Origin of the sequence: Chryseobacterium angstadtii (assembly GCF_001045465.1) — a bacterium.
Taxonomy (GTDB): domain Bacteria; phylum Bacteroidota; class Bacteroidia; order Flavobacteriales; family Weeksellaceae; genus Chryseobacterium; species Chryseobacterium angstadtii.
The window spans coordinates 415,065-440,595 of record NZ_LFND01000006.1 but is presented as its reverse complement, the minus strand read 5'-3'; the positions used below and the strand labels follow the sequence as shown (position 1 = coordinate 440,595).

The 25,531-nt window shown below is 37.9% G+C and carries 22 protein-coding genes; 17 read left to right on the top strand and 5 right to left on the bottom strand.

The window, feature by feature from the left end; all coding sequences use genetic code 11:
• Positions 1–15: 15 nt before the first annotated feature.
• The 4 genes from ACM46_RS18660 to ACM46_RS18640 all read left to right on the top strand — a co-directional run bounded on the left by ACM46_RS18660 (position 16) and on the right by ACM46_RS18640 (position 4,674).
• The gene (locus ACM46_RS18660) at positions 16–1,041 is read left to right on the top strand and encodes an N-acetylmuramoyl-L-alanine amidase (protein WP_048508188.1); all 1,026 of its coding nucleotides are present in this window, start codon (positions 16–18) and stop codon (positions 1,039–1,041) included.
• Between the two features lie 70 nt (positions 1,042–1,111).
• A complete protein-coding gene (gene aspA / locus ACM46_RS18655; RefSeq protein ID WP_048508187.1) occupies positions 1,112–2,512 on the top strand; it encodes an aspartate ammonia-lyase in 1,401 nt (466 codons plus the stop codon).
• An 83-nt stretch (positions 2,513–2,595) separates the two neighbouring features.
• A complete protein-coding gene (locus ACM46_RS18650; protein ID WP_048508186.1) occupies positions 2,596–3,450 on the top strand; it encodes a glycosyltransferase family 2 protein in 855 nt (284 codons plus the stop codon).
• 177 nt (positions 3,451–3,627) lie between these two features.
• Positions 3,628–4,674, top strand: a complete 1,047-nt coding sequence (locus tag ACM46_RS18640; protein WP_048508184.1) for a glycosyltransferase family protein — start codon at positions 3,628–3,630, stop codon at positions 4,672–4,674.
• Here the strand turns inward: ACM46_RS18640 and ACM46_RS18635 are convergent.
• The 5 genes from ACM46_RS18635 to ACM46_RS18615 all read right to left on the bottom strand — a co-directional run bounded on the left by ACM46_RS18635 (position 4,667) and on the right by ACM46_RS18615 (position 12,332).
• Entirely contained in the window at positions 4,667–6,142 is a 1,476-nt protein-coding gene (locus ACM46_RS18635) for a lipopolysaccharide biosynthesis protein (RefSeq protein WP_048508183.1), read from the bottom strand. The genes ACM46_RS18640 and ACM46_RS18635 overlap by 8 nt on opposite strands.
• A gap of 9 nt (positions 6,143–6,151) precedes the next feature.
• Positions 6,152–6,946 (bottom strand): FkbM family methyltransferase, encoded by a 795-nt coding sequence (locus ACM46_RS18630; RefSeq protein WP_048508182.1) that lies wholly within the window; start codon positions 6,944–6,946, stop codon positions 6,152–6,154.
• Positions 6,947–7,505: 559 nt separating this feature from the next.
• On the bottom strand, positions 7,506–8,333 hold the full coding sequence (locus ACM46_RS18625) for an N-acetylmuramidase domain-containing protein (protein WP_048508181.1): 828 nt from the start codon (positions 8,331–8,333) through the stop codon (positions 7,506–7,508).
• Between the two features lie 283 nt (positions 8,334–8,616).
• Positions 8,617–10,485: a hypothetical protein gene (locus ACM46_RS18620; RefSeq protein ID WP_131707624.1), complete on the bottom strand. Its 1,869-nt coding sequence runs from the start codon at positions 10,483–10,485 to the stop codon at positions 8,617–8,619.
• A gap of 245 nt (positions 10,486–10,730) precedes the next feature.
• On the bottom strand, positions 10,731–12,332 hold the full coding sequence (locus ACM46_RS18615) for a hypothetical protein (protein WP_048508179.1): 1,602 nt from the start codon (positions 12,330–12,332) through the stop codon (positions 10,731–10,733).
• Between the two features lie 387 nt (positions 12,333–12,719).
• Between ACM46_RS18615 and ACM46_RS18610 the strand changes: the two genes are divergently transcribed.
• The 13 genes from ACM46_RS18610 to ACM46_RS18550 all read left to right on the top strand — a co-directional run bounded on the left by ACM46_RS18610 (position 12,720) and on the right by ACM46_RS18550 (position 25,506).
• Entirely contained in the window at positions 12,720–13,568 is an 849-nt protein-coding gene (locus tag ACM46_RS18610; RefSeq protein ID WP_048508178.1) for an energy transducer TonB, read from the top strand.
• 166 nt (positions 13,569–13,734) lie between these two features.
• Positions 13,735–14,508: a ParA family protein gene (locus ACM46_RS18605; RefSeq protein WP_048508177.1), complete on the top strand. Its 774-nt coding sequence runs from the start codon at positions 13,735–13,737 to the stop codon at positions 14,506–14,508.
• Between the two features lie 71 nt (positions 14,509–14,579).
• Positions 14,580–15,470, top strand: a complete 891-nt coding sequence (locus ACM46_RS18600) for a ParB/RepB/Spo0J family partition protein (RefSeq protein WP_048508176.1) — start codon at positions 14,580–14,582, stop codon at positions 15,468–15,470.
• On the top strand, positions 15,470–16,129 hold the full coding sequence (locus ACM46_RS18595) for a DUF5683 domain-containing protein (RefSeq protein WP_053082725.1): 660 nt from the start codon (positions 15,470–15,472) through the stop codon (positions 16,127–16,129). Before ACM46_RS18600 ends, ACM46_RS18595 begins: the two co-directional genes overlap by 1 nt.
• Positions 16,130–16,196: 67 nt before the next feature.
• Entirely contained in the window at positions 16,197–16,898 is a 702-nt protein-coding gene (gene dapB / locus ACM46_RS18590; RefSeq protein WP_048508175.1) for a 4-hydroxy-tetrahydrodipicolinate reductase, read from the top strand.
• Between the two features lie 134 nt (positions 16,899–17,032).
• Positions 17,033–18,682: a signal peptidase I gene (gene lepB, locus ACM46_RS18585; RefSeq protein ID WP_048508174.1), complete on the top strand. Its 1,650-nt coding sequence runs from the start codon at positions 17,033–17,035 to the stop codon at positions 18,680–18,682.
• Between the two features lie 63 nt (positions 18,683–18,745).
• The gene (locus tag ACM46_RS18580) at positions 18,746–19,369 is read left to right on the top strand and encodes a WbqC family protein (protein ID WP_173426500.1); all 624 of its coding nucleotides are present in this window, start codon (positions 18,746–18,748) and stop codon (positions 19,367–19,369) included.
• Between the two features lie 86 nt (positions 19,370–19,455).
• On the top strand, positions 19,456–21,138 hold the full coding sequence (locus tag ACM46_RS18575) for a S8 family serine peptidase (protein WP_048508173.1): 1,683 nt from the start codon (positions 19,456–19,458) through the stop codon (positions 21,136–21,138).
• Positions 21,139–21,263: 125 nt separating this feature from the next.
• A complete protein-coding gene (locus tag ACM46_RS18570; protein ID WP_048508172.1) occupies positions 21,264–21,755 on the top strand; it encodes a lipocalin family protein in 492 nt (163 codons plus the stop codon).
• Between the two features lie 25 nt (positions 21,756–21,780).
• Entirely contained in the window at positions 21,781–22,470 is a 690-nt protein-coding gene (locus ACM46_RS18565) for a YiaD family glycine zipper/OmpA-like lipoprotein (protein ID WP_048508171.1), read from the top strand.
• A 107-nt stretch (positions 22,471–22,577) separates the two neighbouring features.
• The gene (locus ACM46_RS18560) at positions 22,578–23,465 is read left to right on the top strand and encodes a decaprenyl-phosphate phosphoribosyltransferase (RefSeq protein WP_048508170.1); all 888 of its coding nucleotides are present in this window, start codon (positions 22,578–22,580) and stop codon (positions 23,463–23,465) included.
• A complete protein-coding gene (locus tag ACM46_RS18555) occupies positions 23,462–24,781 on the top strand; it encodes an FAD-binding oxidoreductase (RefSeq protein WP_048508169.1) in 1,320 nt (439 codons plus the stop codon). The genes ACM46_RS18560 and ACM46_RS18555 overlap by 4 nt, the downstream gene beginning before the upstream one ends.
• Entirely contained in the window at positions 24,781–25,506 is a 726-nt protein-coding gene (locus ACM46_RS18550; RefSeq protein WP_048508168.1) for an SDR family NAD(P)-dependent oxidoreductase, read from the top strand. Before ACM46_RS18555 ends, ACM46_RS18550 begins: the two co-directional genes overlap by 1 nt.
• Positions 25,507–25,531: the final 25 nt, after the last annotated feature.

Genomic DNA, 25,531 nt, shown 5'->3' with positions numbered 1-25,531 from the left:
TAAAAAAATAAACTGATGCGTAAGACATTATATATCATCGGATTAAGTACTTTTGTTTTTTCATGTACTTCTCAACAAAATATTAAAAAAAATACCTACAAGCCGAAAACCCCGGTATCACAGGTGAAACCGGCAGTTAAAACTCCGGTTGCCGAAACTCCGAAACCTAAAATTACCAACGAACACGGTGTAGAATTTTTTACAACCAATTTAGCAGATCCTGCTAAAAATGACAACACGGCAAGTTACGGTTCTATAGTATCTGCAAAACCGGCCGGATATAAGGTAGTAAAGACCTATTTTCCTGCCATTGCACAAAATTTCAGACAGCGTTACCTTATATTACACTATACAGCCCTTCCTGATGATAAATCTATCACCGTTCTTACTCAGCAGGGGGTGAGTGCTCATTACCTTGTCAATAATACAGGAGATAATGAGATCTATCAGCTGGTAGACGAAAACAAACGTTCCTACCACGCAGGAGTAAGCGCCTGGAGAAACGATAAAAACCTTAACGATACCTCCATAGGAATTGAGATCGTTAATGCAGGGTATACCTCAGATGCTACAGGAAAGAAGATATTTGCGGAGTTTAGTGATGATCAGGTGAAGAAAGTGGCTGCTCTGGCTAAAGATATTGTAACAAGATATCAGATTCCGGCAACGAATGTTTTGGCTCATTCAGATATTGCACCTACCAGAAAGCAGGATCCGGGACCTATGTTTCCCTGGAAAAAGCTTTACGATGAATATCAGCTTGGAATGTGGTATGATGAAGCTGCAAAACAGAATTTCCTGACTCTTGCGCAGGCTGATTTTGCAGTGAAATACAGTGATCCGTCATTTGTTTTTCTTGTTCAGACTACCTTATTGAAATTCGGGTATTATCTGGATTTGAGTGGAAAATGGGACGATGCTACGAAAAAGACCATCGAAGCTTTTCAGTATCACTTCCGCCCTCAGAATTATGATGGGATTATGGATGCCGAAACATGGGCAACCCTCCAGGCTTTAAACCAAAAATATCCAGCGAAATAACAGGTAAAACGCATCGGCTAAGATGCGTTTTTGCTATATTTAAAAATAAAAACAGTTAAAATTATCTGTAATGGAAAATTTCAGAAAAGAAAGTGATCTTTTAGGCGAATTAAATGTACCTATAGATGCTTATTATGGGGTGCAGACGCAGAGAGCGATCAATAACTTCAAAATCTCAGGACAGCTTCTGTCTTCGTATCCGGACTTTATCAAAGGTCTTGCTTTCGTAAAAAAAGCAGCGGCAAAAACCAATTATGAATTGGGATTACTTGAAGAAAACCTTTACTTCAAAATAGCCGAAGCCTGTGATGAAATTGCAGGAGGAAAATACCACGACCAGTTTCCTGTAGATATGATTCAGGGCGGTGCAGGAACTTCAATCAATATGAACGCGAATGAAGTGATTGCGAATATCGTTTTAGAAAAATTGGGGAAAAATAAAGGGGAATATGAATTCTGCTCACCCAACGACCATATCAACCTTTCACAATCTACCAACGATGCCTATCCTACAGCCATCAAAATGGGACTGCTTCACATGAATATTGGGCTTGTTGACAGACTTGAAAAAATTGTGGAAGCTTTCCGTGCAAAAGGGAAAGAATTTCACGATGTCATCAAAATGGGCCGTACTCAGCTTCAGGATGCTGTTCCAATGACTTTGGGGCAGGAATTTGAAGCCTATGCCGCTACTTTGGAAGAAGATATTTCTAAACTGAATAACAATGCCAATCTTTTTGTAGAAGTGAATATGGGAGCAACGGCTATCGGAACAGGATTGAATGCTCCGGTAGGTTATGCTACACTTTGTGCGAAAAACCTTGCCCAGATCACTGGTTTTCCGGTTATTTCAGCGCCGGATCTTGTGGAGGCCACTCCGGATACAGGTTCTTACGTAATTTATTCATCGGCCACGAAGCGTCTTGCGGTGAAACTTTCTAAGATCTGTAATGATTTAAGACTGCTTTCATCAGGTCCAAGAGCCGGATTATTTGAAATCAATCTTCCTCCGATGCAGCCGGGATCATCCATTATGCCAGGAAAAGTAAATCCTGTGATTCCGGAAGTGGTGAATCAGGTGTGTTTTAAAGTATTCGGAAACGATCTTACAGTGACTTTTGCGGCAGAAGCAGGACAGTTGCAGCTCAACGTAATGGAGCCGGTACTTTCTCATGCCATTATGGAAAATATTAATTTCCTTTGCAATGCGCTGGATACCCTTCGTGATAAGTGTGTGGTGGGAATTACGGCCAACAAAGAAATCTGCCTGAATATGGTGAAACACAGCATTGGTATTGTTACCGCGCTGAACCCATACATAGGATATAAAAAATCTACAGAGATCGCAAAAGAAGCTTTGGAAACCGGAAACAGTGTTTACAATCTGGTGCTGGAGAAAGGAGTTCTTTCCCAGGAGAAACTGGATGAAATTCTTGATCCTAAAAATATGCTGAAACCGCATAACAAATAAAATAATATAAGCGATAATTGATAGAGAATGACGTCATCACTGATCAATTATCGCTTATCATTCATCATTTATAAAATCAAAGCTTGAGGTTTTTAATCATTATTCCTGCCCATAACGAAGAAGATAATCTTCCATTCACTCTGGACTCTTTACAACAGCAAAGTTTCAAAGATTTTACCGTTGTGGTCGTTAATGACGGCTCTACGGATAAAACATTGGAAGTAATTGTGCGCTACACAGATCATGATTCCCGTTTTGAAACCGTCAACCTTCAGAAATCTGCCCATCAACCCGGCTCAAAAGTGGTAAGTGCCTTTAAGAACGGATTGAAAACCCGGAATATAGATGAATTTGATGTCATCTGTAAATTCGATGCAGATATTATTCTTCCTGACAATTATTTGGAAACAATAGAAAATGCTTTTAAAAACAATCCGGAATACGGGCTTGCAGGCGGATTGCTGTATGTGGAAAAAGACGGAAACTGGGTTTATGAAGGGAATTCTAATAAACAGCATGTAAGAGGACCAATGAAAGCTTACCGTAAAGAATGTTTTGTGCAGATGGGAGGTTTAAGGGAAACATTGGGCTGGGATAATATAGACTCCATCTTGCTGGAAAATCTGGGCTGGAAAGAAGTGGTTCTTCCACAGCTTCATGTAAAACTGATTAAGGTGAAAGGCGCAGATTATACCATCAGACCCGCAGATTATTATGGCAGATACTTTTACTTTTTGGGACTGAACAGGTTTTTGGCCTACATTGCCTCGGCAAAAGAGGCTGCCAGGTCCGGATCTGCTGCTTTTTTCTTTAAGATCATCAAAGCTTATGAAACCTGCAAAACACAGAAACTGGAACTGAAAATCTCAAAAGACGAACAGAAAGCCATCAATGATAAACGTTGGAAAACACTAAAGAAAAAGTGGCTGAAAATGTAAAAAAAGTAAAATGGCGAAATGGTAAATAGGCTGATTAGCGAATAGAATTCCTGATCTGCCGGAAATAAAATCTTCATAAAATAGTATAAAAAGCAGAACATTTACCCACAATTTTTTACCTTTCGCAACCCGCAACCCGCAACCCGCAACCCATAACCCGCAACTCACACCCCACAATTGAAAAAAATCGCCTACATAGAAATAGACACCCACGCAGAGATCGCGCAGGCTTTCATGAACATTATGAATGATTCTTCTGATTTTAGCGTAGATTATTATTTTTCGAAGAAGATAAAAGATCTGGTGGATGAGCATGGAGAAACGGTTTTTTTGTCGGATAGTTCTATGATTCTGGAACAGTTGAAATCAAAGACATACGATTTGATTATCATTGGGACTGTTCATCGGTATTTCAATACTTTTCATGCGCTGGTTCAAAAATACAACACCGCTGTTATTGTTCATAATATCAATTTCTCAGTAGCTTCAAAAGGTGCATTGATTAAAAGTATTTTCAAAGGAGATCTGATCTACCGGCTGAAACTCTGGTGGAAAGAAGGATTGTTTTATGCATCAAAAGCTTACCGGAATGCCAAAAGCTTACTGGTTCTGGATGAGCAGATTTCAAAAGGGATGTATCGGTTTCTTCCTCTTTTTTACACCGAAAATTTTGAAAGCCATAAAAACGAAGCGCTTACCGTTGTTATTCCCGGAGGTGTTTCTCAGAAAAGGCGGAATTATGATCATATTTTTAAAATCATTCAGAATATAAAGACCGAAGAGAAATGTGAATTCATATTTCTGGGTAAAGCTCAGGGTGATGAGCTCAAAGAACTGAAAAAACTTTCTCAGAAACTTCCGGAAAATGTATTGATACAATATTTTTCGGATAGAGTTTCAAATCAGGATTTTGAAAACGGAATGCGAAAAGCAGATGTTTTATGGTGTCCGGTTCAGAAGAAAACTGAATTTTTCAGCCTCGAAGAAATATATGGTGCTACGAAGATGACCGGAAATCTGGGAGATGCCATCAGGTATGGCAAAATGGCTGTTTTTTCGAAAGATTATCCTTCGAAATCAGAATTCATAGTTCCTGAATCAGAAAATATTTTAGAACAGTTTAAAGCACTTAAAAATACAAACTTCGATTTCCGGACAAACTACAGCAAAGCAACAGTTCTGGAAAAACTGGAAGAGGTTCTGAGAGATTTAATTTCTACTTAAATTTAAAAATACTTTTAATAAATTTTGCATTCAGATAATCCTCAAGAGGGAAAACTTTTGTGAAATAATTTCCAATATAAATCAGGATCAGAACCACGGCAGGTTTATAAATCAGATTGATGAAGTTGTTGTTGAAATTTGGAAGGACAATAGCTACCGTAATGGCCAAAGTACAGATAATGGAAACGAAAATCATCTCGATGGATAGCGGAGAAACTTTGAATACGAAATAGTTGAAAGCAATTTTGATGACATTGTAAGTGGTCAGAGAAATAGCCGTAGATAAAGCAATTCCAATCAGTTTAAGATCCGTATTTTTAATGAAATAATAATTAAGCCCAACCGTAAGTCCCGCCAGTAAAAGCATAATCAGAATATTGAATCTGTAGTACTTTGAAAGGGAAATGATATTTCCGTTAAAACCGGTTGCGAGATCAATCAAAACAGCAGATCCCCAGATCCAGACTACGGGCTCGTATTCCCTGAGCATCGTCCCGTTTTTAGGCATGAATTGCGTAAGATAAGGGAATCCTACCATAATACATGAAAACAGAACGGCACCTAAAAAATATAAAGACAAAGAGGTTTTTTTATGAAATCGGTCAAGTTCCTCCATATCGCCGTCAGCCAGCGTTTTGTTAATAATCGGAGCCGAAATATTGAAAAGCCCCAACTGCGGAATAGAAATCAGAGAGATCAGTGCGTACAGAACAGAATAGATTCCTACTTCCTCCATTCCCATATATTCACCCACCATAAGGCTGTTGATAGCTAGATAATTTCCAAAAGTTCCCAAAAATCCGAAGAAACTGTAATTAAAGAATTCTTTCCAGAAATGGTCTTTTTTAAAGTAATCTGTATTAAAATCCAGCTGTATTTTTTCAAGCTTGTTGGTGTAATAAACGTATCCGAAAAGCATCAGCGCAAACATTCCAAAGAAAAAAGCGAAAGCAGGTTTTTGAGATGCAAAATAAATATAAAGGCCAAAAGCTCCCAGATTGGCTATTTTAGGAAGAAGATTATCAAAAATATTGGAGACTACAATCCTTTTGTAATTGGATGCATATTTATTAAAAATTGCGCAGAAAGAAAGAATGAGAATCAGCGGAAGAATCATTTCCTTGAATTTCCAGGCCTCAGAATGTCTGAATTTGGGAAAAAAATAGGGGAGTACAAAAAATACACCCGTAAAAATGATAAAATTAATAAAAACCACAAGCAGCGACAGCGACAGCATATTCTGTTTCTTGCCGTCCCTTTCCGTCCTGTGAAAAAACTTTACGTTTGAATAAGAAATCCCCAGTACAACAAAGGGAACCAACATCTCAGCAGCAGGCAGAATGTAACGGAGCTTGCCGTAAAATTCAAAATTATACGGAAAAATAAAAATGGCGGATATGGTACCCAGCAGAAAACCAATATAACCTATGATGGAATATTTGAAGCCCTGTCTCGCTACTAAACTCATACTGTCTTTTTAATGGTTTTTTGGTGTAAAAATAATATTGTTGATATAGCTGGTCTTGTTTTTTTCGTCATTAGTGTTGTGTGTCAGGATCTCTTCCGTCAGAAGTTCCAGTGTAAAGCTGTTACGGTTGAGATATTGGGCTTCGTATCCCCAGCTTTTTACTTCAGAAATATCTTTCCAGATGGGGTTGTCGTGATGTCTCTGTTCCATTTCCACCATTAGTGTGGGAAGAAACTGCCTGATGATTTCCTTAGCTCCGTACAAAGTTTTCATTTCATTACCCTCTACATCTATTTTGATAAAATCCAGTCTGTTAAAATGTTCTATAGCAGCCCATTCGTCCAGTTTTATCACCTTTACTTTTTCCGTATAGCTTTTTTCCTCGCCTTTTTCTTTATAGGAAGTCTTCAAAGTACCGCGGGAAGCGATCTGTTTACCATTAATGATAGGAACCTTGAACTCAGCCGTTGTGTTTTCATCAGAAAGGGCTAGTGGAAATACCCTCATTCTTGGGAAAAGTCTTTTCAATCGGCGGTAAAGCTTCTTGTTCGGTTCAAAACCATAAATGTTCTCATGATTCAGTTTATCTTCCAACTGATAGAGAAAAGTTCCCACGTTGGCACCAATATCAAGTATTACAGCACTTTTAGGAAGGTATTCTTTGATCCATACCAGTTCCGGTTCTACATTCCGTGCCGAAAAATTATCTTTGGTAAGATGGCTTAAACTTTTAAAGTATCTCTTCTTATAAAAACTCGGACTTATATATTGTAGTTTTTCTGCAATTTTTTGGTATAAAGACATCCTTAGTTATTTGACGAAAAGCAAAGATAAGCAAAAATGTTAAACTAATGTTAAAAAATAACAAATATAACCCATTGATTATCAGTTTGTAGCTTTGGAATATTGTTTTGTCAAAAAAAGAATAGTAAAAGATGATCATCTGACTATAAAGATAACCCATGAAAGCGTGATTTTGAAGTAGTTTTAGCCTCAATTTCTTCATATCGATGACTAAAAAATCATGTTTAAAATACATTAAAATCTTTTCTCCAGTATAAAATACACATAAACATCTGTGTAAATCTGTGCAATCCGTGGTCAAAAAATATCAACCACAAAAGTCACAAAAGTTTTTTAAGTTGAATGCTTTATGTATGAAAAGTTCATATAAGTTTTTAAAAAATCAAAGATTTTTATACTGATGAATAATAATTATTGAGCCGAGGGAAGATTCCCCTCCTCTGGAGGGGTGGCGAAAATTCAAAGAATTTTTGACGGGGTGGTTTATAACCTCTGCAAAAGAAAAATTCCCACAGACAGCATATACTACCTGCAGGAACTAAAATTAAAAACTCCATATTTAATTTTGTGCATATTTTGCATAAGCCTTAGCCAGCTTTTCATCGTATTTATTCTCACGATATCCTGCTCCGTTATAAAGCTTGGCAAAACCTGCCCAGTTTTTATTTCTCAGATGAACCAGACAGCCGTTTTTCTCCAGAAATTTTCCAAAGGCTTTCAAGTGCTCACCTTCATTTAGCTCCATTTTAGAGACAAAATGATGCACATCGTTATAATCAAGATTTTTTGCATGATAACCCATAATCTGAAAACTTCCCCATGAAGCAGAAGATAAAGCTGCTTCTTCAAAGTTGGAGTTGCTGTTAAGATTGATGGCCTCATTTAAACGGTCGTATTCTTTTACCCCGCCCTGATAAAAGGCTCTTGTCCATTTTGGGTAAAGAACATTTTTGCTTTCTGCATTGTAATAAGTATTAGGATCGATGCCTCTTTTCCTGAGTTCATTCCAGAAAACATGTCCTTCAAACAATATTTTGGGCTTATTGTTAATTAAAAAACCTTTTCCGCTGCTTTCAATTTCATTGACAGCTTTTACGGCGGCCAGTTCCAGATTGTATTCATGGGCAAAGTCAACCAAATCGCTTTCTTTGAGAAATTTGTCGGTTGAGCTTAGAGGTTTTTCATCACCTTCCAGGAGAACGGACCAGGTTTTTACCCCGACGATTCCGTCTACAACCAAAGAGTTTTTTCTTTGGAAATCCTTTACAGCTTCATCTACTTCCAAAGTAAATGAATCTGAAATTTTAATGTCGTATCCCAGTTTGTAAAGAATTTCACATAGTGTGGTTACTTCTGGTGCTTTTGTATAGTATTTTAAAAGTTTCATGGTTATTGTTTTTTATAAATGATGGTTTCGGGTTTCGGGTTACGAGGTGCGGGATTCGAGTTTAAGTGTTTTAGAGTTATGTAGGTCCGGAAATATAAAATGTAGAACAAATAATTTGTTAGCTTATATTCGGTAGCTTATGTATGGCGTCTCATATCTGGTGTCTTATGTATGATGACTCATATCTGGTGGCTGAGGCTCTCGAAGCCACCATTACTCCCCCAAACCCATACAACTCACCATTTTCCTACCTTATCCTCAACCTCAGTCTGAAATCTGATATCTAATCAACCGGTATCCTCGGCATTCTCTCACAAATCATCCCGATCAGAAAAAAAGACTTAAATTTTACTTCTTCCCTCTGAAGTTTGTATTCAAGATTAATAGGTGTTGCATTATTAACACTGAAATTCTGGTTTAAAACAGCATAATCGTCAATCCTCAGTTCAATGCTGTATTCTCCGATAGGAATTAACTGACTTATAATTCCTATTTCGTTGCTTTCAATCTCAAAAATCCGGTTGTTATTGGTTCCTTTAATAGAGATAGCACATTTGTAGATCGGGTCGTTATTGATCTTATCCGATACTTTAAACTGTACAATCGCGCCTAGAGGAGGTTGTGGAACAGGAACCGGTATCGGCGTTGGGGTAGGAGTCGGAATAGTCGGAAATTTAGGTCCCCAGGAACCCCAGGGTACTTTAATGGGGTTGGAAGGCTGGGGGCTTGGCTGTACCGGACTTGCTCCGTGAGGAACAGGAGTAAGCGGGCGTAGATTTTTAATATTTCCCAGAATATTTCCTGTATTTATTTTTCCTGCAAATGCTGCGTTGTTATCAGTTTTCAGTGTTTCAACAGATTCCATTTTTGCTGAAAAATTGGTGTTGAGTACAGCTACCTTTTGAGCGTCTGCGATCATCGTTTTTTTAGCCAGATAATTGAGTTGGTCGGATTTGATGGTTTTTACATTCGTGATGGCCTTCAGGAATTTCTGATTATTGCTTTTATTAACAAAAACCTGCTGCTTCATCACCATAGGCCCGAAGTAGACCAACTGTTCCGTATTGCTTACACTGGCATTGATAATGGATGGATCCAGAATTACTTTCAGATTTTTAATCAGAATCATGGTTTTTGGAAAGGCTGGCAGTTTAAAATCATTGGAAATAGTTTGCCCGTCCGATATTTTCTTAGGTTCTTTCCATTCAAAATGCTCAGACAGCATGAAATTTTTATTAAACCAGTTTCTTTTTAGATGAACAAAAGAATATTCTACTTCTACAGCTTGTATCATGCTTTCGTCATAATCTATAGAAAGAATTTCTGTAGGAATATTTTCATTGTTGTTTTTAGCTTCGGAATGCAGGCCTTCGAGTTCAGATTTTTCAATACGCATGCTGTTCCACCCTGACTCATTTTCCATAAAGTCATAAGGAATGAAATTAATGTCATGAATAGACGCATTGTTGATCACATCTGTTTTCTCTGCCGCTTCGAATATGTGTTTTGCATTCTGTGCCATAGCAAGATAAAGATCAGCATCAGACGATTTGTTGATTCTTGCCAGCTCTTTTTCAATAAGGTCTTTGCTGCCTTTTACTTTCCATTCGGAAAAAGCAAGTTCTTTCAGATTGTTGAGACTGATGAGTCTGTCGTTCCAGTTGCTTTTCTCTTCATCTGTATCAAGTCCGTCAAACAGTAGTAAATGATCACTCACTTTATTAATGGTATCTTCGTACAGTGTTCTGTATTTTTTATAAGCTTTGAATTCTTTGGTGTCGCTGTTTTTGGCATCGAAGAGAACCGTGCTTTTGTTTTCAAGAACCTGGTTCAGATTTTCCTCCAGATTCTTCAGATTGTTTTTGTCCAGAATATCACGATAAATATCAAACAATGAATTATTGGGGTTCAGATCCCAGAAATTCGGGGAAATAGGAACTGAGTTCAGTTCATAGGCTACATTCTGCTTTTTAATAATAGAAAGTGCTTTTTTCTGCTCATCATTCAGCAGGCTCTGAGGTTTCAGCAGTTCCAGCTCCTCATTCTCATATACTCTGAGGGAAGGACAGATCATAGAAAGATCATTCTCCATCGAACTCTGAGACATATAAATATTCTTGAGTTTCTGGTAGACGGCTACAAAATATTTCATGGCTATAGTTTTTAGTTTAGATGAATAACCGACAGGAAAAAACTCCTGCCGGCTACTCTTATTGAGAAGGATATATTAGGTTATAAGATAGGAAGAAGGATGATGGAAACTGTTGCCGGACATTTACATTAAATAGATGTCGTAAACTTATAAAGTAGTCTTAAAGGGATATAAAACTCCGGTATACTCGTATGTTCAGTTTTCAATAGCTTCCATCTTCCTGACCTTATTAAACTCAGGTTAGGTTACGATTTTCCGTCTGCCCATTTTTTGATTTCCGGATTCGGATTCGGGGACTTCGGTACAATGTGGCATTTGTAGCCGATAATGTAGATTCCTTTGGATACCAGTTTCTTGCCTTCCCATGCGTAACTGGATTTTACATTTTGGTTGTCGTAGCTGTAGCTTCCTCCAATCATGAAAGGCCCTATTCCAACTGCACCACCTGCGGATACTGAGTTTTTAACATCTGTGTAGGCTGAACTGCTGTCTTTAAAGTTTAAAGAAACATCTTTAGCAATAATCAGCTCTGTAATGATAGACGGCATAAGTCCTTTGCCTTTTCCGTCACTGATCATGTCGCCGTTTAAAGTTTGTGGAGACTGTTCGTGAAGTTTCCAGTATTTAGATTCTATGAATTGCTGATTGAACCAACCTCTTTCTACTCTTACCTTACCGATTTTGAAAGAAATATCCATACTGGTATAGTCAGAATTGATCTGTGTTTTTTCATTTTTTCCTCCGGCTTTTGCTCCGATAGAGAATAATCCCATACTGAAACCTCCTGCTGCTCCCCAGTTGTGGATGGTTTTAGAATAATCGGAATTGGCTTTTCCCTGCGAAATAGAGATTTCTGGCCAACCTTTCGATTCCTTCAAAGCATTGGCGGCTACAGGAATACATGGAGAGTAATTGGTATAATCCAAAATTCTTGTTCTCTGGCTGTTTCTGAACTCAGCCTGGATTCTCTTTTTGATGACAAGCATGTGTTTTTCTTCAATTTCGCTCAAATAATTCTGAATTCTCTCCACAGCTTCTTTGTATCCTAAAGACTGCCACGCTTTTAATGCCGCATCTTCACGCTTTTTCATGTTTTTCCCGTCAATAGATAGCTTAGCCATAGCGTCTGTATCTCCATTGTCTGCTGCAATTCTTACTTCATTGTTGGCATCTACTACATCATAATACTTCATTTGGTACTCTACATATTTAGCATAAGTAGGTGCTACGAAAGTGTGAATCAGTTCTGGTTTGTTCAAATCATCTACCGGAGCGTTTTCATCAAAATCAGGATTTTTTACCTTTTTTATTTTGAATAATTTGTCTCTCAGAGAATCCAGTTTTTTCTCTACTTTCTGATCAAAATCCGTATCTACCACTACAGACCACTGCAAAAGATCCTCATATACTTTTGATACCCTTTTCTGAGAATCATTCATAATGGTGATGGCTCTTCCTTTTCCGTCTTCAGTAAGAGGAGGGAGCTGTGAAGGGATAGCATCCACCATTGCGGCAAACTGCTCCATCTGCAGATACTTTTTGAATTTACTGTTAGATAAAGCCGTTTGGTAAGCTTCCATATCTATTTTAGGATTTCCGTTGGCATCCAAAATAGGTTTCCCTGTACCGTCAAGCATAGGCTTTGGTGAAGGAGCATCTCCGAAAAGACCATTCAGGGCATAATCGAAAGTATCTTCAGAAAGAGTAATCCCTACCGGATCAAAGGCGATAAAATCATCAGTTCCTAAAGATTCCGGATTTCCTCCGTTGGTTACAGTGTCATAGACTTGCTTTAAAAGCATACTCATCAATGAATTTGTTTTGGCTTCTTGAGTTAAAGTTGGCATAGTTATAAGTTTTAAAAATGTTCTTTGCTTACTCTTTTCGGTTTTCAGCGTCCCCGATTTTCTACATGACAAAGGTATTTGGGTTGCTGGATTAAATCCACAGTGTTTTTCCTGTTTTTTAATGTGTTTTTCACTGTTTTTTATTTTATGGTGCGTAAAATTTAAATAGGAGTGATTTTTTTACGGAAAATGAAACGCTTGCAGATTGTTTTTTGAGTATATAAAAAAGATAATTATGTTAAAGTTTGCATATTGTCATTGTATTTTTAGAAATACTGACGTTTTGATAAAATTTTGGCAGATATTTTGATATTGAAACATTGCTTATCGATAAGAGCTTGTAAAACTAATAATCACTGATTTTAACAGTTTAAATATTTAATAGTGATGAAACACCTAAACCAAAATCAGGAATTTCGTTTTAACGAAGTTCTTTTCGAGCACCGCAACAAAGAATACGGTGCCTATGCATTAAGAAATGAATCAGATAGAATATTAACCAAAGCACTTTTTGTGGGCGTAAGCTTATTAGCTGCCGTTTCAATAACTCCGTTGGTGATTTCGGCATTTAGAAGCGGACCTTCGGTACATGTACCAACAGACGGACCTCCGGTAGTGATTAAGTTAAAAAAGGTGGATACCAATGAAAGACCACCTGTAGAGATTGTAAAACCAGTTCAGCCTGTAGCTCCACCTAATATAAAACAAGTTAATACTTCGGTACCGGAGCCTAAAATTGATGCAGTAGAACCAATTAAACAGGATAAGCCTAAAGATGCGGCTCCGGGGCTAGTAGATAACCTTAAAGGAGATCCGGTGAAAAATAATACTTACATTCCGACACCTCCGGTAATAGGTACAGGACCTGTAACTAATACTCCGCCAACTCCGCCAGCTCCAAAAGTTGATGATAATCGTATTGCTAGCGGCGACGAATTGGGAGCAGAAGCGGCATTTGCAGGAGGAATTGATTCATTCAGAAACAAAGTAATGAACAACTTCGACAGCTCTGGCTTTGAAGGTACCGGGGATATTATGAGAACTGTGATCACCTTTGTTGTTGAAAAAGACGGAACCATCTCCGGAATTAAAGCCAATGGTAAAGATGCTCAGTTTAATAGTGAAGCCATAAGAACTATTAAAAATATTAAGGGAGTATGGAAACCTGCTAAAAATAAGCAAGGTGAAACGGTAAGAAGTTATTTTAAATTTCCGATCTCGATGAACTTTGAATAGTTGATGTAAAAAACAAATCTTGATAGTTATCCACAAAGAATTTTTTTTGTGGATAATTTTTTTAATTGTTAAATCGCTTATTAACAATATTTTAACTCAATTTTGAATTTCTCCACTCATCGAGAGCAAAGAAAAAAGTGTATTTTTGAAACTTAAAGTTCTAATAATGGCAAAAATCATAGGTATCGCTAATCAAAAAGGAGGAGTTGGAAAAACAACAACAGCTGTAAATTTGGCGGCAGCATTAGGGGTATTGGAAAAAAAAATATTGATCATTGATGCTGATCCTCAGGCGAATGCAACCTCAGGACTCGGTGTGGAAGACGTTCAGTATTCTACCTATAATCTTCTGGAGCATAGCGCAGATACAAGATCCTGTATCAAAAGAACAGCTACTCCCAACCTGGATATTATCCCTTCACATATTGACCTGGTAGCAGCGGAAATTGAACTAGTGGACAAAGAAAACCGCGAGTATATGTTGAAAAAAGCACTAGCTGAGGTCAGAAACGATTACGATTATATTATTATAGACTGTGCGCCGAGTTTAGGACTTATTACCGTCAATGCACTTACTGCAGCAGATTCTGTGATCATCCCGATCCAGTGTGAATATTTTGCATTAGAAGGGCTGGGTAAGCTTTTGAATACCGTTAAAAATGTTCAGAAGATCCATAATAAAGATCTTGGAATCGAAGGTCTTCTTCTTACCATGTACGATAGCCGATTGAGATTATCCAATCAGGTAGTGGAAGAAGTGAATTCCCATTTCCCTGACATGGTTTTCGAAACCATCATCAGCAGAAACGTAAGATTAAGTGAAGCTCCTAGTTTTGGGGAAAGTATCCTGAATTATGATGCAGAGAGTAAAGGAGCCATCCAGTACATTCAGCTGGCAGAAGAAGTTTTGCTGAAGAACGAAAATTTAGTAAAAAATTAATTTAATAATAAATGGACAATCAGTGAATCGTATGATTTTCACTGAGTCATTATCATTTATCAATTATATCTATGAAGGACAAAAAAAGAGCTATGGGACGAGGTTTGGGTGCTATTCTAAGCGCTGAATCCAAAGCGAGTATCAACTCCGCTACCGATGAAGGAGCAGATAAGTTTGTGGGCAATATCGTTGAGGTAGCTCTCGAAGATATCTATCCGAATCCTACCCAGCCGAGAACTTATTTTGATGAAAAAGCATTAAACGAACTTGCCCTGTCAATCAAAAACTTAGGTGTAATCCAACCGGTTACTTTAAGAAAAGACGGCGAGAAATTCGAAATCATATCAGGGGAAAGACGTTACCGTGCAAGTAAAATTGCCGGACTTCCGACAATTCCTGCCTATATCCGTTTGGTAAATGATCAGGAGCTGCTTGAAATGGCCCTTGTTGAAAACATCCAGCGTGAAGATCTTGATGCTATTGAGATCGCTCTTACTTACCAGAGACTTTTAGATGAGATTGGGCTTACCCAGGAAAATCTGAGTCAGAGAGTAGGAAAGGACAGAAGTACCATTACCAACTCCATCAGATTGTTAAGGCTTAATCCTGATATTCAGAATGCCATCAGAAGTGGTGAAATTTCTGCAGGACACGGAAGAGCCATCATCAGCCTTGAAAGTGAAGAACACCAGCAGATCTTGTTTGATCTGATTATTAAAGAAAAACTCAATGTACGTCAGGCGGAACAGGCTGCAACGGCATTGAAAAATCCTAAATCACCGGCAGCGAAAAAGATGAATGCTGAGCTTTCCAACAATTTTAAGAGAGCCCAGAAAACGATTGCTGATATTTTAGACGTAAAAGTAGAGATCAAAACATCCGGAAACGGTAAAAAAGGTAAAATTGTTCTGGACTTCAAAAATGAAGAAGAGCTGGAATATATTTTATCCCATATTAAATAATGAAGAAAATATTTTTCACATTTTTTCTGTGCACTTTTGCTTTCGCCTATTCGCAGGTAACGCCCGGCGATACAGTTCGTATAGGACCTCTTCCGAAGGACAGTGTTGCTGTGATTACTCAACCTGCAAAGCCGGCAAAATCTGTGAAAACAGAAGCCAAGATCATCGAAGATCTGGAAAAAGCAAACGGGCCTACTAAAAAAACGGTCAAACTGAATCCTACCAGAGCAGGGCTGTATTCTGCAGTGCTTCCGGGATTAGGGCAGTATTACAACAAAAAATACATTAAAATTCCTATTGTCTGGGGAGCTGTAGGTGCCGGTATAGGGTACACCATCTGGAGCAACAACCAATACAGAAAATACAGGGAATATTACATCGCAAAACTGAACGGGACCCCGAATGAATTTGTGGACAGCCGTCCATGGCTTGATAAGAGAGCTTTTGGAAATGCCCAAGACCGATACAAAAGGCAAAGAGATTATGCAATAGCGATTACGGGGCTTATCTACATCCTGAATATTGTAGATGCCGTGGTAGATGCTCATCTTTACGAAAGCCGCCATGACCCGGATCTTAGTTTCACACCTGCCGTAATCCAGGATCAGTATGGGATTACCACACCTAAAACAGGGTTGAGTTTAAGTTATAGATTTTAAAACAGAATTTTTAATAAAGATGATCCGGCCGAAAGGTTGACTGATCAAAATAAAATAAAGATATTACATGAGAATAGCACTGGTTGGATACGGAAAAATGGGGAAGATCATCGATGAAATTGCTCAGAAAAGAGGGCATGAAATTGTGGCCCGTTTAAAAGAGACTCCAACAGCAGAAAACCTTAATAATCCGGATGTAGCTATTGAATTTTCACTGCCTGAAGTAGCTTACGATAATATCAAAGCCTGTCTTGAAAACAAAGTTCCTGTGATTTGCGGAACAACAGGCTGGCTGGAGAAAAAAGAAGAAGTTGAAAAAATAGCTGTAGAACAAGGGAGCGCTTTTCTGTACGGTTCCAATTTCAGTCTGGGAGTGAATTTGTTTTTTGCTCTGAACGAAAAAGTAGCGGACATTATGAAAAATGTGGATGAATATTCCTGCCAGCTGGAAGAAATTCACCATATCCATAAAAAAGATGCCCCTAGTGGAACGGCTATATCCATTGCGGAAGGCATTATCAAAAATAATCCGAAATTCAATTCCTGGAAACTGGAAGAAACTCAGGGCAGTGAACTGGGAATCTTTGCTGTTCGTGAAGATGAAGTTCCCGGTACCCACAGCGTTTATTATAAAAGTGAAGTAGACGAAATTGAAATCAAACATACAGCTTTCAATAGAAGCGGGTTCGCCCTTGGAGCTGTGGTTGCTGCAGAATGGATTAAAGACAAAAAAGGAAACTTCACAATGAAAGACGTTTTGGGGCTTTAATTTGTAACAAAATCTTTAAATTGCATACCAATAAAAAGGAGAATGATGAATAGTAAATTATAAATAGCAGAACGCTGTAATCATTTATTACTCATCATTTATCATTTATATATCTAGAATAGGCACAAAAAACTATGAATTATTTTTTAACTTATACAGTATTCGTTCTCATTTTGTCTGTACTGATGGGGATTTCCACTTGGAAGCTGTTCAAAAAAATGGGGCACAGTCCCTTATTTGCATTTATACCTTTCTATAATTATTTCATTATTTTAAAGGAAACAAAGCATCCGAAATGGTGGGCCATTCTTTCCTATCTTCCGATAGTAGGGCCTATTATGATGTCTGTTTTTCATATTTATCTGATGAAAAAATTCGGAAAGACTCTTTTCCAGAACCAGCTTCTTACGGTGATCCTGCCGTTTATTTATATGGCTACGGTGAACTATTCCAAAGATGCAGAAGTAGAAGATGAAAATGCCAACGATCTTTTTGCTACGGAAGAAGAAAAAGAGACTAAAAAGAAAGATACTTTCATAGGATCTATCACTTTCGCAGTGGTTTTTGCAACCATTATCCACGTTTTCGTTACACAACCGTTCGGAATTCCAACAGGTTCCATGGAAAGGACACTTCTGGTAGGTGATTTCCTTTTCGTAAACAAATGGAGCTACGGATACAGACTGCCGATGCGTCCTGTAGCTATACCATTCCTGCAGGGAACCATTATGGATACCGGGCAGAAAGGAAACCCGAAAGATGATCCAAAATCATATGTTGATGGCATCAAGCTGCCTTACACAAGAATTTTCCAGTTCAATAAGCCTCAGAAAAATGATGTGGTTGTATTCAACTATCCTCAGGATTCCGTACATACGGCGATTGACAGAAAAGATCCTTACGTTAAAAGATGTGTCGCTGTAGCAGGAGATACTTTCGAAATGAGAGCCGGAAGACTTTTCGTGAACGGAAAACCGGAGACTGTTTTAGGAGATCAGGAAGTACAGCACAGATATGTTGTGAATACAGGAAGTCAGTTGGATATTCCTGCCTTGTATAAGATTTATGGCTTTTTACCGGTAGTGGAGCAGCCTGCACCAATGGGATCAGGTTATGTCTATATTTTCCAGGGACTGACGGATAAAATTGCTAAAGAAATTAAAGCGATTCCTCAGGTTGTTGATATGAAAGAAGATATTACGCCAAGAGGAGAAGCTGCAGTATATTATAAAGACCAGGCAAAAACAAAAATCGATACGACTCAATCTATTTTCCCTGTTAACAAACCTTGGAATCAGGATTGGTACGGACCTTTAAAAATTCCGAAAAAAGGAGATGTAGTAACTCTGAATCAGGAAACCCTTTCGGAATACCGTTGGATTATCTCTGAATATGAGCACAACAGCCTGGAAAATAAAAACGGGAAAATTTTTGTTAATGGTAAGGAAACAACTCAGTATACCATCAAACAGGATTATTATATGATGATTGGGGACAACAGAGATGCTTCATTGGATGCGAGATTCTTTGGTTTTGTTCCGGAAGAAAATATTGTAGGAAAGCCTATGTTCACCTGGATGAGTATTGAAGGCGCATTTAAAGATTCAAGCTCTTCTTATCAGGCTGAGGGATGGAGATTCCGTTGGGACAGAATGTTCAAAGCAACCAATACGGGAGAAGCCAATAAAACTTCTTACTGGTGGATTGCTGCTATGATCCTTATTCTTTTCTTCGGATGGGAATATTTCGTGAAATTATTCAGAAAGAAAAACACGGAAGAATAAGTAGAATTAAATTAAAACTTAAAATAGAATGAAGTATTTGAAAAAATACTTCATTTTTGTATAATGAATATGACGAATGTATTATTGCCGGTATTTTATATGCCTCCGGTTTCATGGTTTTCAGTGTTTTTAAATCCTGAAAATGAAATTATATTTGAACAGTTTGAAAATTTTCCGAAACAGACCTACAGAAACAGAACCAATATCTATGGGGCAAACGGAAAGCTTTCCTTAATAATTCCGATCAATCATAACGGTAAAAGAGAATTTAAAGATATTGAGATCTCGTACCGTGAAGACTGGAAAAATCTGCACTGGAAATCCATCAAAACGGCTTACCAGAGTTCGCCTTATTTTGAATATTATGAAGATAAATTCAGAAAAATGTTTGATCTTAATGAAAAATTTCTTCTTGATTTCAATCTGAAAGGACTGGAAATTATTCAGCAGATCCTTAAAACAGAAAAGGCACAGTCTTTGAATGAAGAATATATCAAAAATCCTGAATGCATCAGTTTCAGAGAGAAATTTTCTGCAAAACACCCTTCCGAATTTGAAATGGAAGAATATTACCAGACCTTCTCAGATAAACTTGGATTCTTGAAAGATTTGTCGGTTTTAGATCTTATCTGTAACAAAGGACCTGAATCTCTGACTTATATAAAAAATATTAAGCAAGCATATTAACATGAAATCGCCGTTTAAGAAGTTCTGCGGAAATAAATTAATGAAATGGCGGTTGCATACAACTTAAAAAAAGTAAATATCAACATATGAAAAAGGTATTATTAGCTGCTGTTTTTCTGGCAGGTTTTAGTTTTTCTTATGCTCAGGAAGCTAAGGCTACGAGCGTTGACCCAAAAGAAGATAAAGATCTTATGACATGGTATCATAAAGATTTTTCGGCTACAAAAGTATATGGCGTGAATACGGCCAATGCCTATAAATATTTAGAGTCCAAAGGTCTTAAACCTAAAACAGTTGTTGTAGGGGTTTTAGACAGTGGTGTTCAGGTAGATCACCCGGGACTTGTTAAAAATGTATGGTCGAATCCTAATGAAGTTCCTGGAAACGGAAAAGATGATGATGGAAACGGATACATTGATGATGTACATGGATGGAACTTTATCGGCGGAAAAAACGGCGATATTGATATCGACAATATGGAGGTAACTAGAGTTGTTGCTAAATATAAACCTCTTTTTGAAGGGGATGATTCTGCAAAAAACAAAGCCAATCAGGCAAAAATGCCGGAAGAGTTTGCGATGTATATGAAATCTAAAGAGCTTTTCAACAAAAAAAGCATCGAAGCAAAACAGAGCCTGCAGACCTATACCATGATCAACAGCATTATCCCGAATATGGTAAAACTTTTGGGAGGAAAACCGGTTACGGCAGAAACGCTGGAAGGCATTAAACCACCTACTGACCAGAAAGATGCTATTGCACTTCAGGTTTTAGGACAGGTTTCTCAAAGTCCGGAATTCAAAGGAAAATCTTCCGCTGATTTTGAAAAGCTGATGAAAGAACAGATGAAAGAAGCTATCGATCATTTTGCTCCGCAATCCAAACAGTATGACCTGAGCTATGATCCGAGAAAAGAAATCGTAGGAGACAACTACGATGATTATTCTGAGAAAAGCTACGGAAACAATGATTATGAAGGACCTGATGCGGAACACGGTACACACGTTGCCGGAATTATTGCAGGACTTCCTCAGGGTAAAGAAATACAGTACGGAGTTGCTTCAAAAGTAGCTAAAATCATGTCGGTAAGAACTGTTCCTAACGGGGATGAAAGAGATAAAGACGTTGCAAATGCCATCAGATATGCTGTAGACAACGGAGCTAAGATTCTGAACATGAGTTTCGGAAAACCTGTATCTCCGGGGAAAAATGTAGTATGGGATGCCTTTAAATATGCACAGGATAAAGGAGTACTTCTGGTAAAAGCAGCAGGTAATGAAAATGAAGACGTAGCTGAGCACCTTGCTTTCCCTACCAACTTTAAAAACGTTACCGATGAAAAACCATTCGTAAACAACGTATTGGTAGTAGGAGCAAGCACCAATAGAAATAACGAGCTGAGAGCAGATTTCTCTAACTATAACAAGAAAATGGTAAACGTTTTTGCACCGGGAGAAGAAATTTATTCTACCGTTCCTAAAAACGAATACAAATATCTTCAGGGGACTTCTATGGCATCACCTGTTGTAGCAGGAGCTGCTGCCGTATTATTGGCTTATATGCCTGATTTGAAACCGGATCAGATCATTGAAGCACTTGTGAAGAGTAGTAACCCGAATACCGAAAACAAATTCCCTGAATATTCTCAGGCGGGAGGGGTAATAGATCTTCAGAAAGCTGCGGAGTATGCGTACACCAATTTTTACAACGGAAAATCTTCCGTAAGTAAGAAGCCTGCGAAATCCGTAAAAAAGGCTGTTAAAAAATAATATATCTTCCTGTATATAAGGGGAAACCATCTAAAGTCCGAAATTTTCGGACTTTTTTTATTTTTATTTTTCAATTTGGCACGGTTTTTTGTAACTTTATATATAACAAAATAATAAACAACAAAATGAAAAAGTTACTACTTGCAGGGATGATCGGAACATCACTTTTTGCAGTGTCTTGTTCCTCAGTGAAAAAAGCAGAAACGTCACAAAACCAAAGAGTTGAATACCTTAAATTAAAAGGCGACTGGCAAATCGTTAGCGTTGATTATGAAAAAGGATTCAAAATCAAGCCTTTTGACGAAGGTGCAGATGCTCAATGTTTTGTAGGTAGCCATTGGAGATTAATTCCTAATAACTACACAGGTGCTTATACTTTAAATGGCGGTGGAGCTTGCCCAAGCATTACTCAGCCCATTAAATTTGAAGTGAAAGATGGCAATACTTTCTTGTTTAAAAAAATCGCTGCAGGAACTAAAGCTAAGCAAAATACTGTAGGATACTCTTTAACTATTACCAACCAGTCTACAGATCAGTTTTCACTTGTACAGAATGTTCCTTTCGATGGAAGCACAGTACAGGTTGTTTACAACTTCCAGAGAACAGGAATGAAATAATTTATCAACATAAAAGATCAAAAAAATGAAACTTACTAAAACATATATAGGAGCACTATTCTTATCATCAGCACTATTATTAACCAGCTGTGAAGCTGTACAGAATTCAAACCACCAGCAAAGAGGTACCGCAGTAGGTGTGGCTTCGGGAGCTGTAATCGGAGGTATTTTGGGTAATAATGTAGGAAGTGGTAAAAATTCAGCTTTAGGTGCAGTATTAGGAGGTATTATCGGTGGTGTTGCCGGTAACGTTATCGGAAACAAAATGGACAAGCAGGCGAAGCAGATTAAAGAAACTCTGCCTGGTGCTGAAGTAGAAAGAGTAGGAGACGGTATTAAGATCACCATGAATGAAAGCATCGTAAACTTTGCATTCGATTCTTCAAACCTTACTTCTGCTGCTCAGACCAACCTTGATAAATTAGCAAAAGTTCTTGCTGATAATCCTGATACCAACATCAATATCTACGGACATACTGATAGCAAAGGTTCTGATTCTTACAACTTATCTCTTTCTCAGAGAAGAGCAGATGCCGTAAAAGCATATCTTTCCGGAAAAGGAATTGCTTCGAACAGAATGTTTACTAAAGGAGAAGGTGAATCTATGCCTGTAGCTACCAACGATACAGACGAAGGAAGAGCTAAAAACAGAAGAGTGGAATTTGCCATTACTGCTAATGAAAAAATGATTAACGAAGCCAAGCAAGGACAGTAATCAATTTATTTTATAAATATTTTCGTAAAAGACCGCCTCGGCGGTTTTTTTTGTATTTTTAGGGTGTAAATTTTGAAATCACTATTTTTGTAACCGAAATTGCATAAATGAAGAAATATCTCAAACTCCTCCGTGTGGAGCAATGGGTGAAAAACCTGTTTGTTTTTGTCCCTCTGTTCTTTTCAGGAAATATTACAAATTTAGATCTGCTTTCCAAAAGTATTTTCGCCTTTATCATTTTTTCCCTTGCAGCAAGTGTGGTGTATATACTCAATGATTATAATGATATTGAAGCAGACAGAAAACACCCCGAAAAAAGAAGAAGACCACTGGCAAGCGGTGCTGTTTCAAAATCGAAAGCAATAGGAATTCTTATAGGACTTATTGTTGCAGATGCAGCTCTTGTGGTCCTGGCGCAGCTTTATTTCCACGAATCCCTATGGAAATTCATTACGATTATCGCTTTTTATATTGTGATGAATCTGGCGTATACCTTTAAGCTTAAACACGTTCCGATTATTGATATCTTCATTATTGCCTGCGGTTTCGTACTCAGGGTATTGGCAGGAGGTTATATTACAGGAATAGGAATCTCTCAATGGGCCATTCTGCTCACCTTTGTACTGGCGCTTGTACTGGCAATAGGGAAAAGGAGAGGAGAATTGATCAATGCGCAGGTTTCAGGAAAGACGAGGAGAGCCCTGGACGGCTATAATGTACAGTTTGCAGATATTACACTTTCCATTTCAGTAACGCTCGCTATTGTCTGCTATCTGATGTTTACACTTTCGCCTGAGGTTCAGGGAAGATTTCATCAGAGGGTTTTTTATACCGTTATATTCGTTGTATTTGCTTTTTTAAGATACCTTCAGCAGACACTGGTATACAACAGAACAGAATCTCCCACAAAAATTGTGTACAGAGACCGATATATTCAGGTGACTTTAATCCTTTGGGTAGCCGCATTTTTAATCCAGATTTATTTTAAAAAATGAAGCCGAATTTCACACAAAAAGTTACAAACTGGGGTAATTTCCCGGTGGTAGAAAAAGAAATGAGATCTGAGGACAGCTTCAAAAGAATAAAAGAATTTGTACTCAGCCATAATGAAGTGATCGCCAGAGGAAACGGAAGATGCTATGGAGATGCCTCTCTGGGTGAAACCATATTTTCCACCAAAAAATTAAACAAATTCATCAGTTTCGACCGTCTGAACGGGATTATAGAATGTGAATCCGGGGTACTTCTTTCCGATGTACTTGAAATCTCTGTTCCGCAGGGCTATTTCCTGTATGTGACTCCCGGGACAAAATTTATTTCGGTGGGCGGAGCTATTGCCTCGGACGTTCATGGAAAAAACCATCATGCGGAAGGCTGCTTTTCAGAATATGTAACGGAATTTAAATTAATGACAGAAAATGGAGACATCATTACATGCTCCAGAGAAGAGAATTCTGATAAATTCTGGGCAACCATCGGTGGAATGGGGCTTACGGGGATCATCCTTACGGTAAAATTTAAACTTAAAAATATAGAATCTGCCTACATCCGTCAGGAAAGTATCAAAGCAGAGAATCTGGATGAAATTTTCAGACTTTTTGAAGAAAGTGAAAGCTGGACGTATACCGTAGCGTGGATCGATTGCCTTCAGAAAGGGAAAAACCTGGGAAGAAGTATTTTAATGAGAGGAGAACATGCTTTTCAGCACGAATTGCCTCAGAATCTGGCCAAACAGCCATTAAGACTGAAGAAAAAATTCCAGCCGACTGTTCCGTTTTATTTTCCGGGATTTGTCCTGAATGCCTTGACGGTAAAGATCTTCAATCTTCTGTATTTTAAAAAGCAGGCCAAGAAAGAAGTGAAAACTTTTATTGATTATGAAACCTTTTTCTATCCGTTGGATGCAATCACCGACTGGAATAAAATTTACGGAAAATCAGGATTCATCCAGTATCAGATGGTCATCCCCAAAGAAGCAGGCAAGGAAGGAATGAAACAGATCCTTGAAACGATTGCAGCAAGCGGAAACGGATCTTTTCTGGCTGTTTTAAAGCTTTTCGGAAAAAATAATCCCGAAGCTTATAATTCATTTCCATTCGAAGGATATACGCTGGCACTCGATTTTAAAGTGAATTCCAAATTGAAAAAACTGGTTGAAAAACTGGATGATATTGTTCAGCAGTTCGGAGGGAGAATTTATCTTACCAAAGACAGTATGAGTAAGTCTTCACTCACCAATTACCTTAAAAATATTCAAAGTTCAAAATTTGTGTCATTACAGCACAAAAGAATCATAAACAACAATTCATAATGATAATTCTGGGAAGTACGTCTGAAGTGGCACAGGCTTTTGTGGAAAAGGCTCTCCAGGAAGGAGAAAAGTTTGAAAAAATATATCTTTTTACCTCCAGTAAAGAAACTACGGAAAGATTTGCAAGGCACCTTGATGTAAAATTTCTGCAGCAGTCTGAAGTTATTGAAATCGATCTGATGAAAGAGATTGATTATAACACATTTGATCATGTAAGCTCAAATGTACTGTTTTGTGCTGTAGGATATTTAGGTGAAGGGACAGAAGAAGGTCTTTATGACAACAGGAATACGGAAAAAATCATTGCAGTCAATTATTCAAAATTGATTCCCGTGATGAACTATTTTGCACAGAAATTTGAAAGCAGAAGATCCGGAACCATTATCGGCCTCTCATCGGTAGCAGGTGAACGCGGAAGACAGAGTAATTTTATCTATGGAAGTGCCAAAGCAGCTTTTACAGCCTATCTCAGCGGACTCAGAAATTATCTGTTTGATAAAAAAGTGCATGTTCTTACCGTAAAACCGGGCTTTATGGCGACGAAAATGACGGAAGGACTGCCTTTGAATCCCAAACTGACTGCAACCCCAAAACAGGCAGCAGCCTGCATTTATAAGGCCTTTAAAAAACAAAAGAACGTGGCCTACGTTTTACCGGTTTGGGGCATTATTATGATGATTATAAAAAATATACCTGAGTTTATATTTAAAAAATTAAAGCTTTAGTGTTATTTTGAAGGATAAAATCATT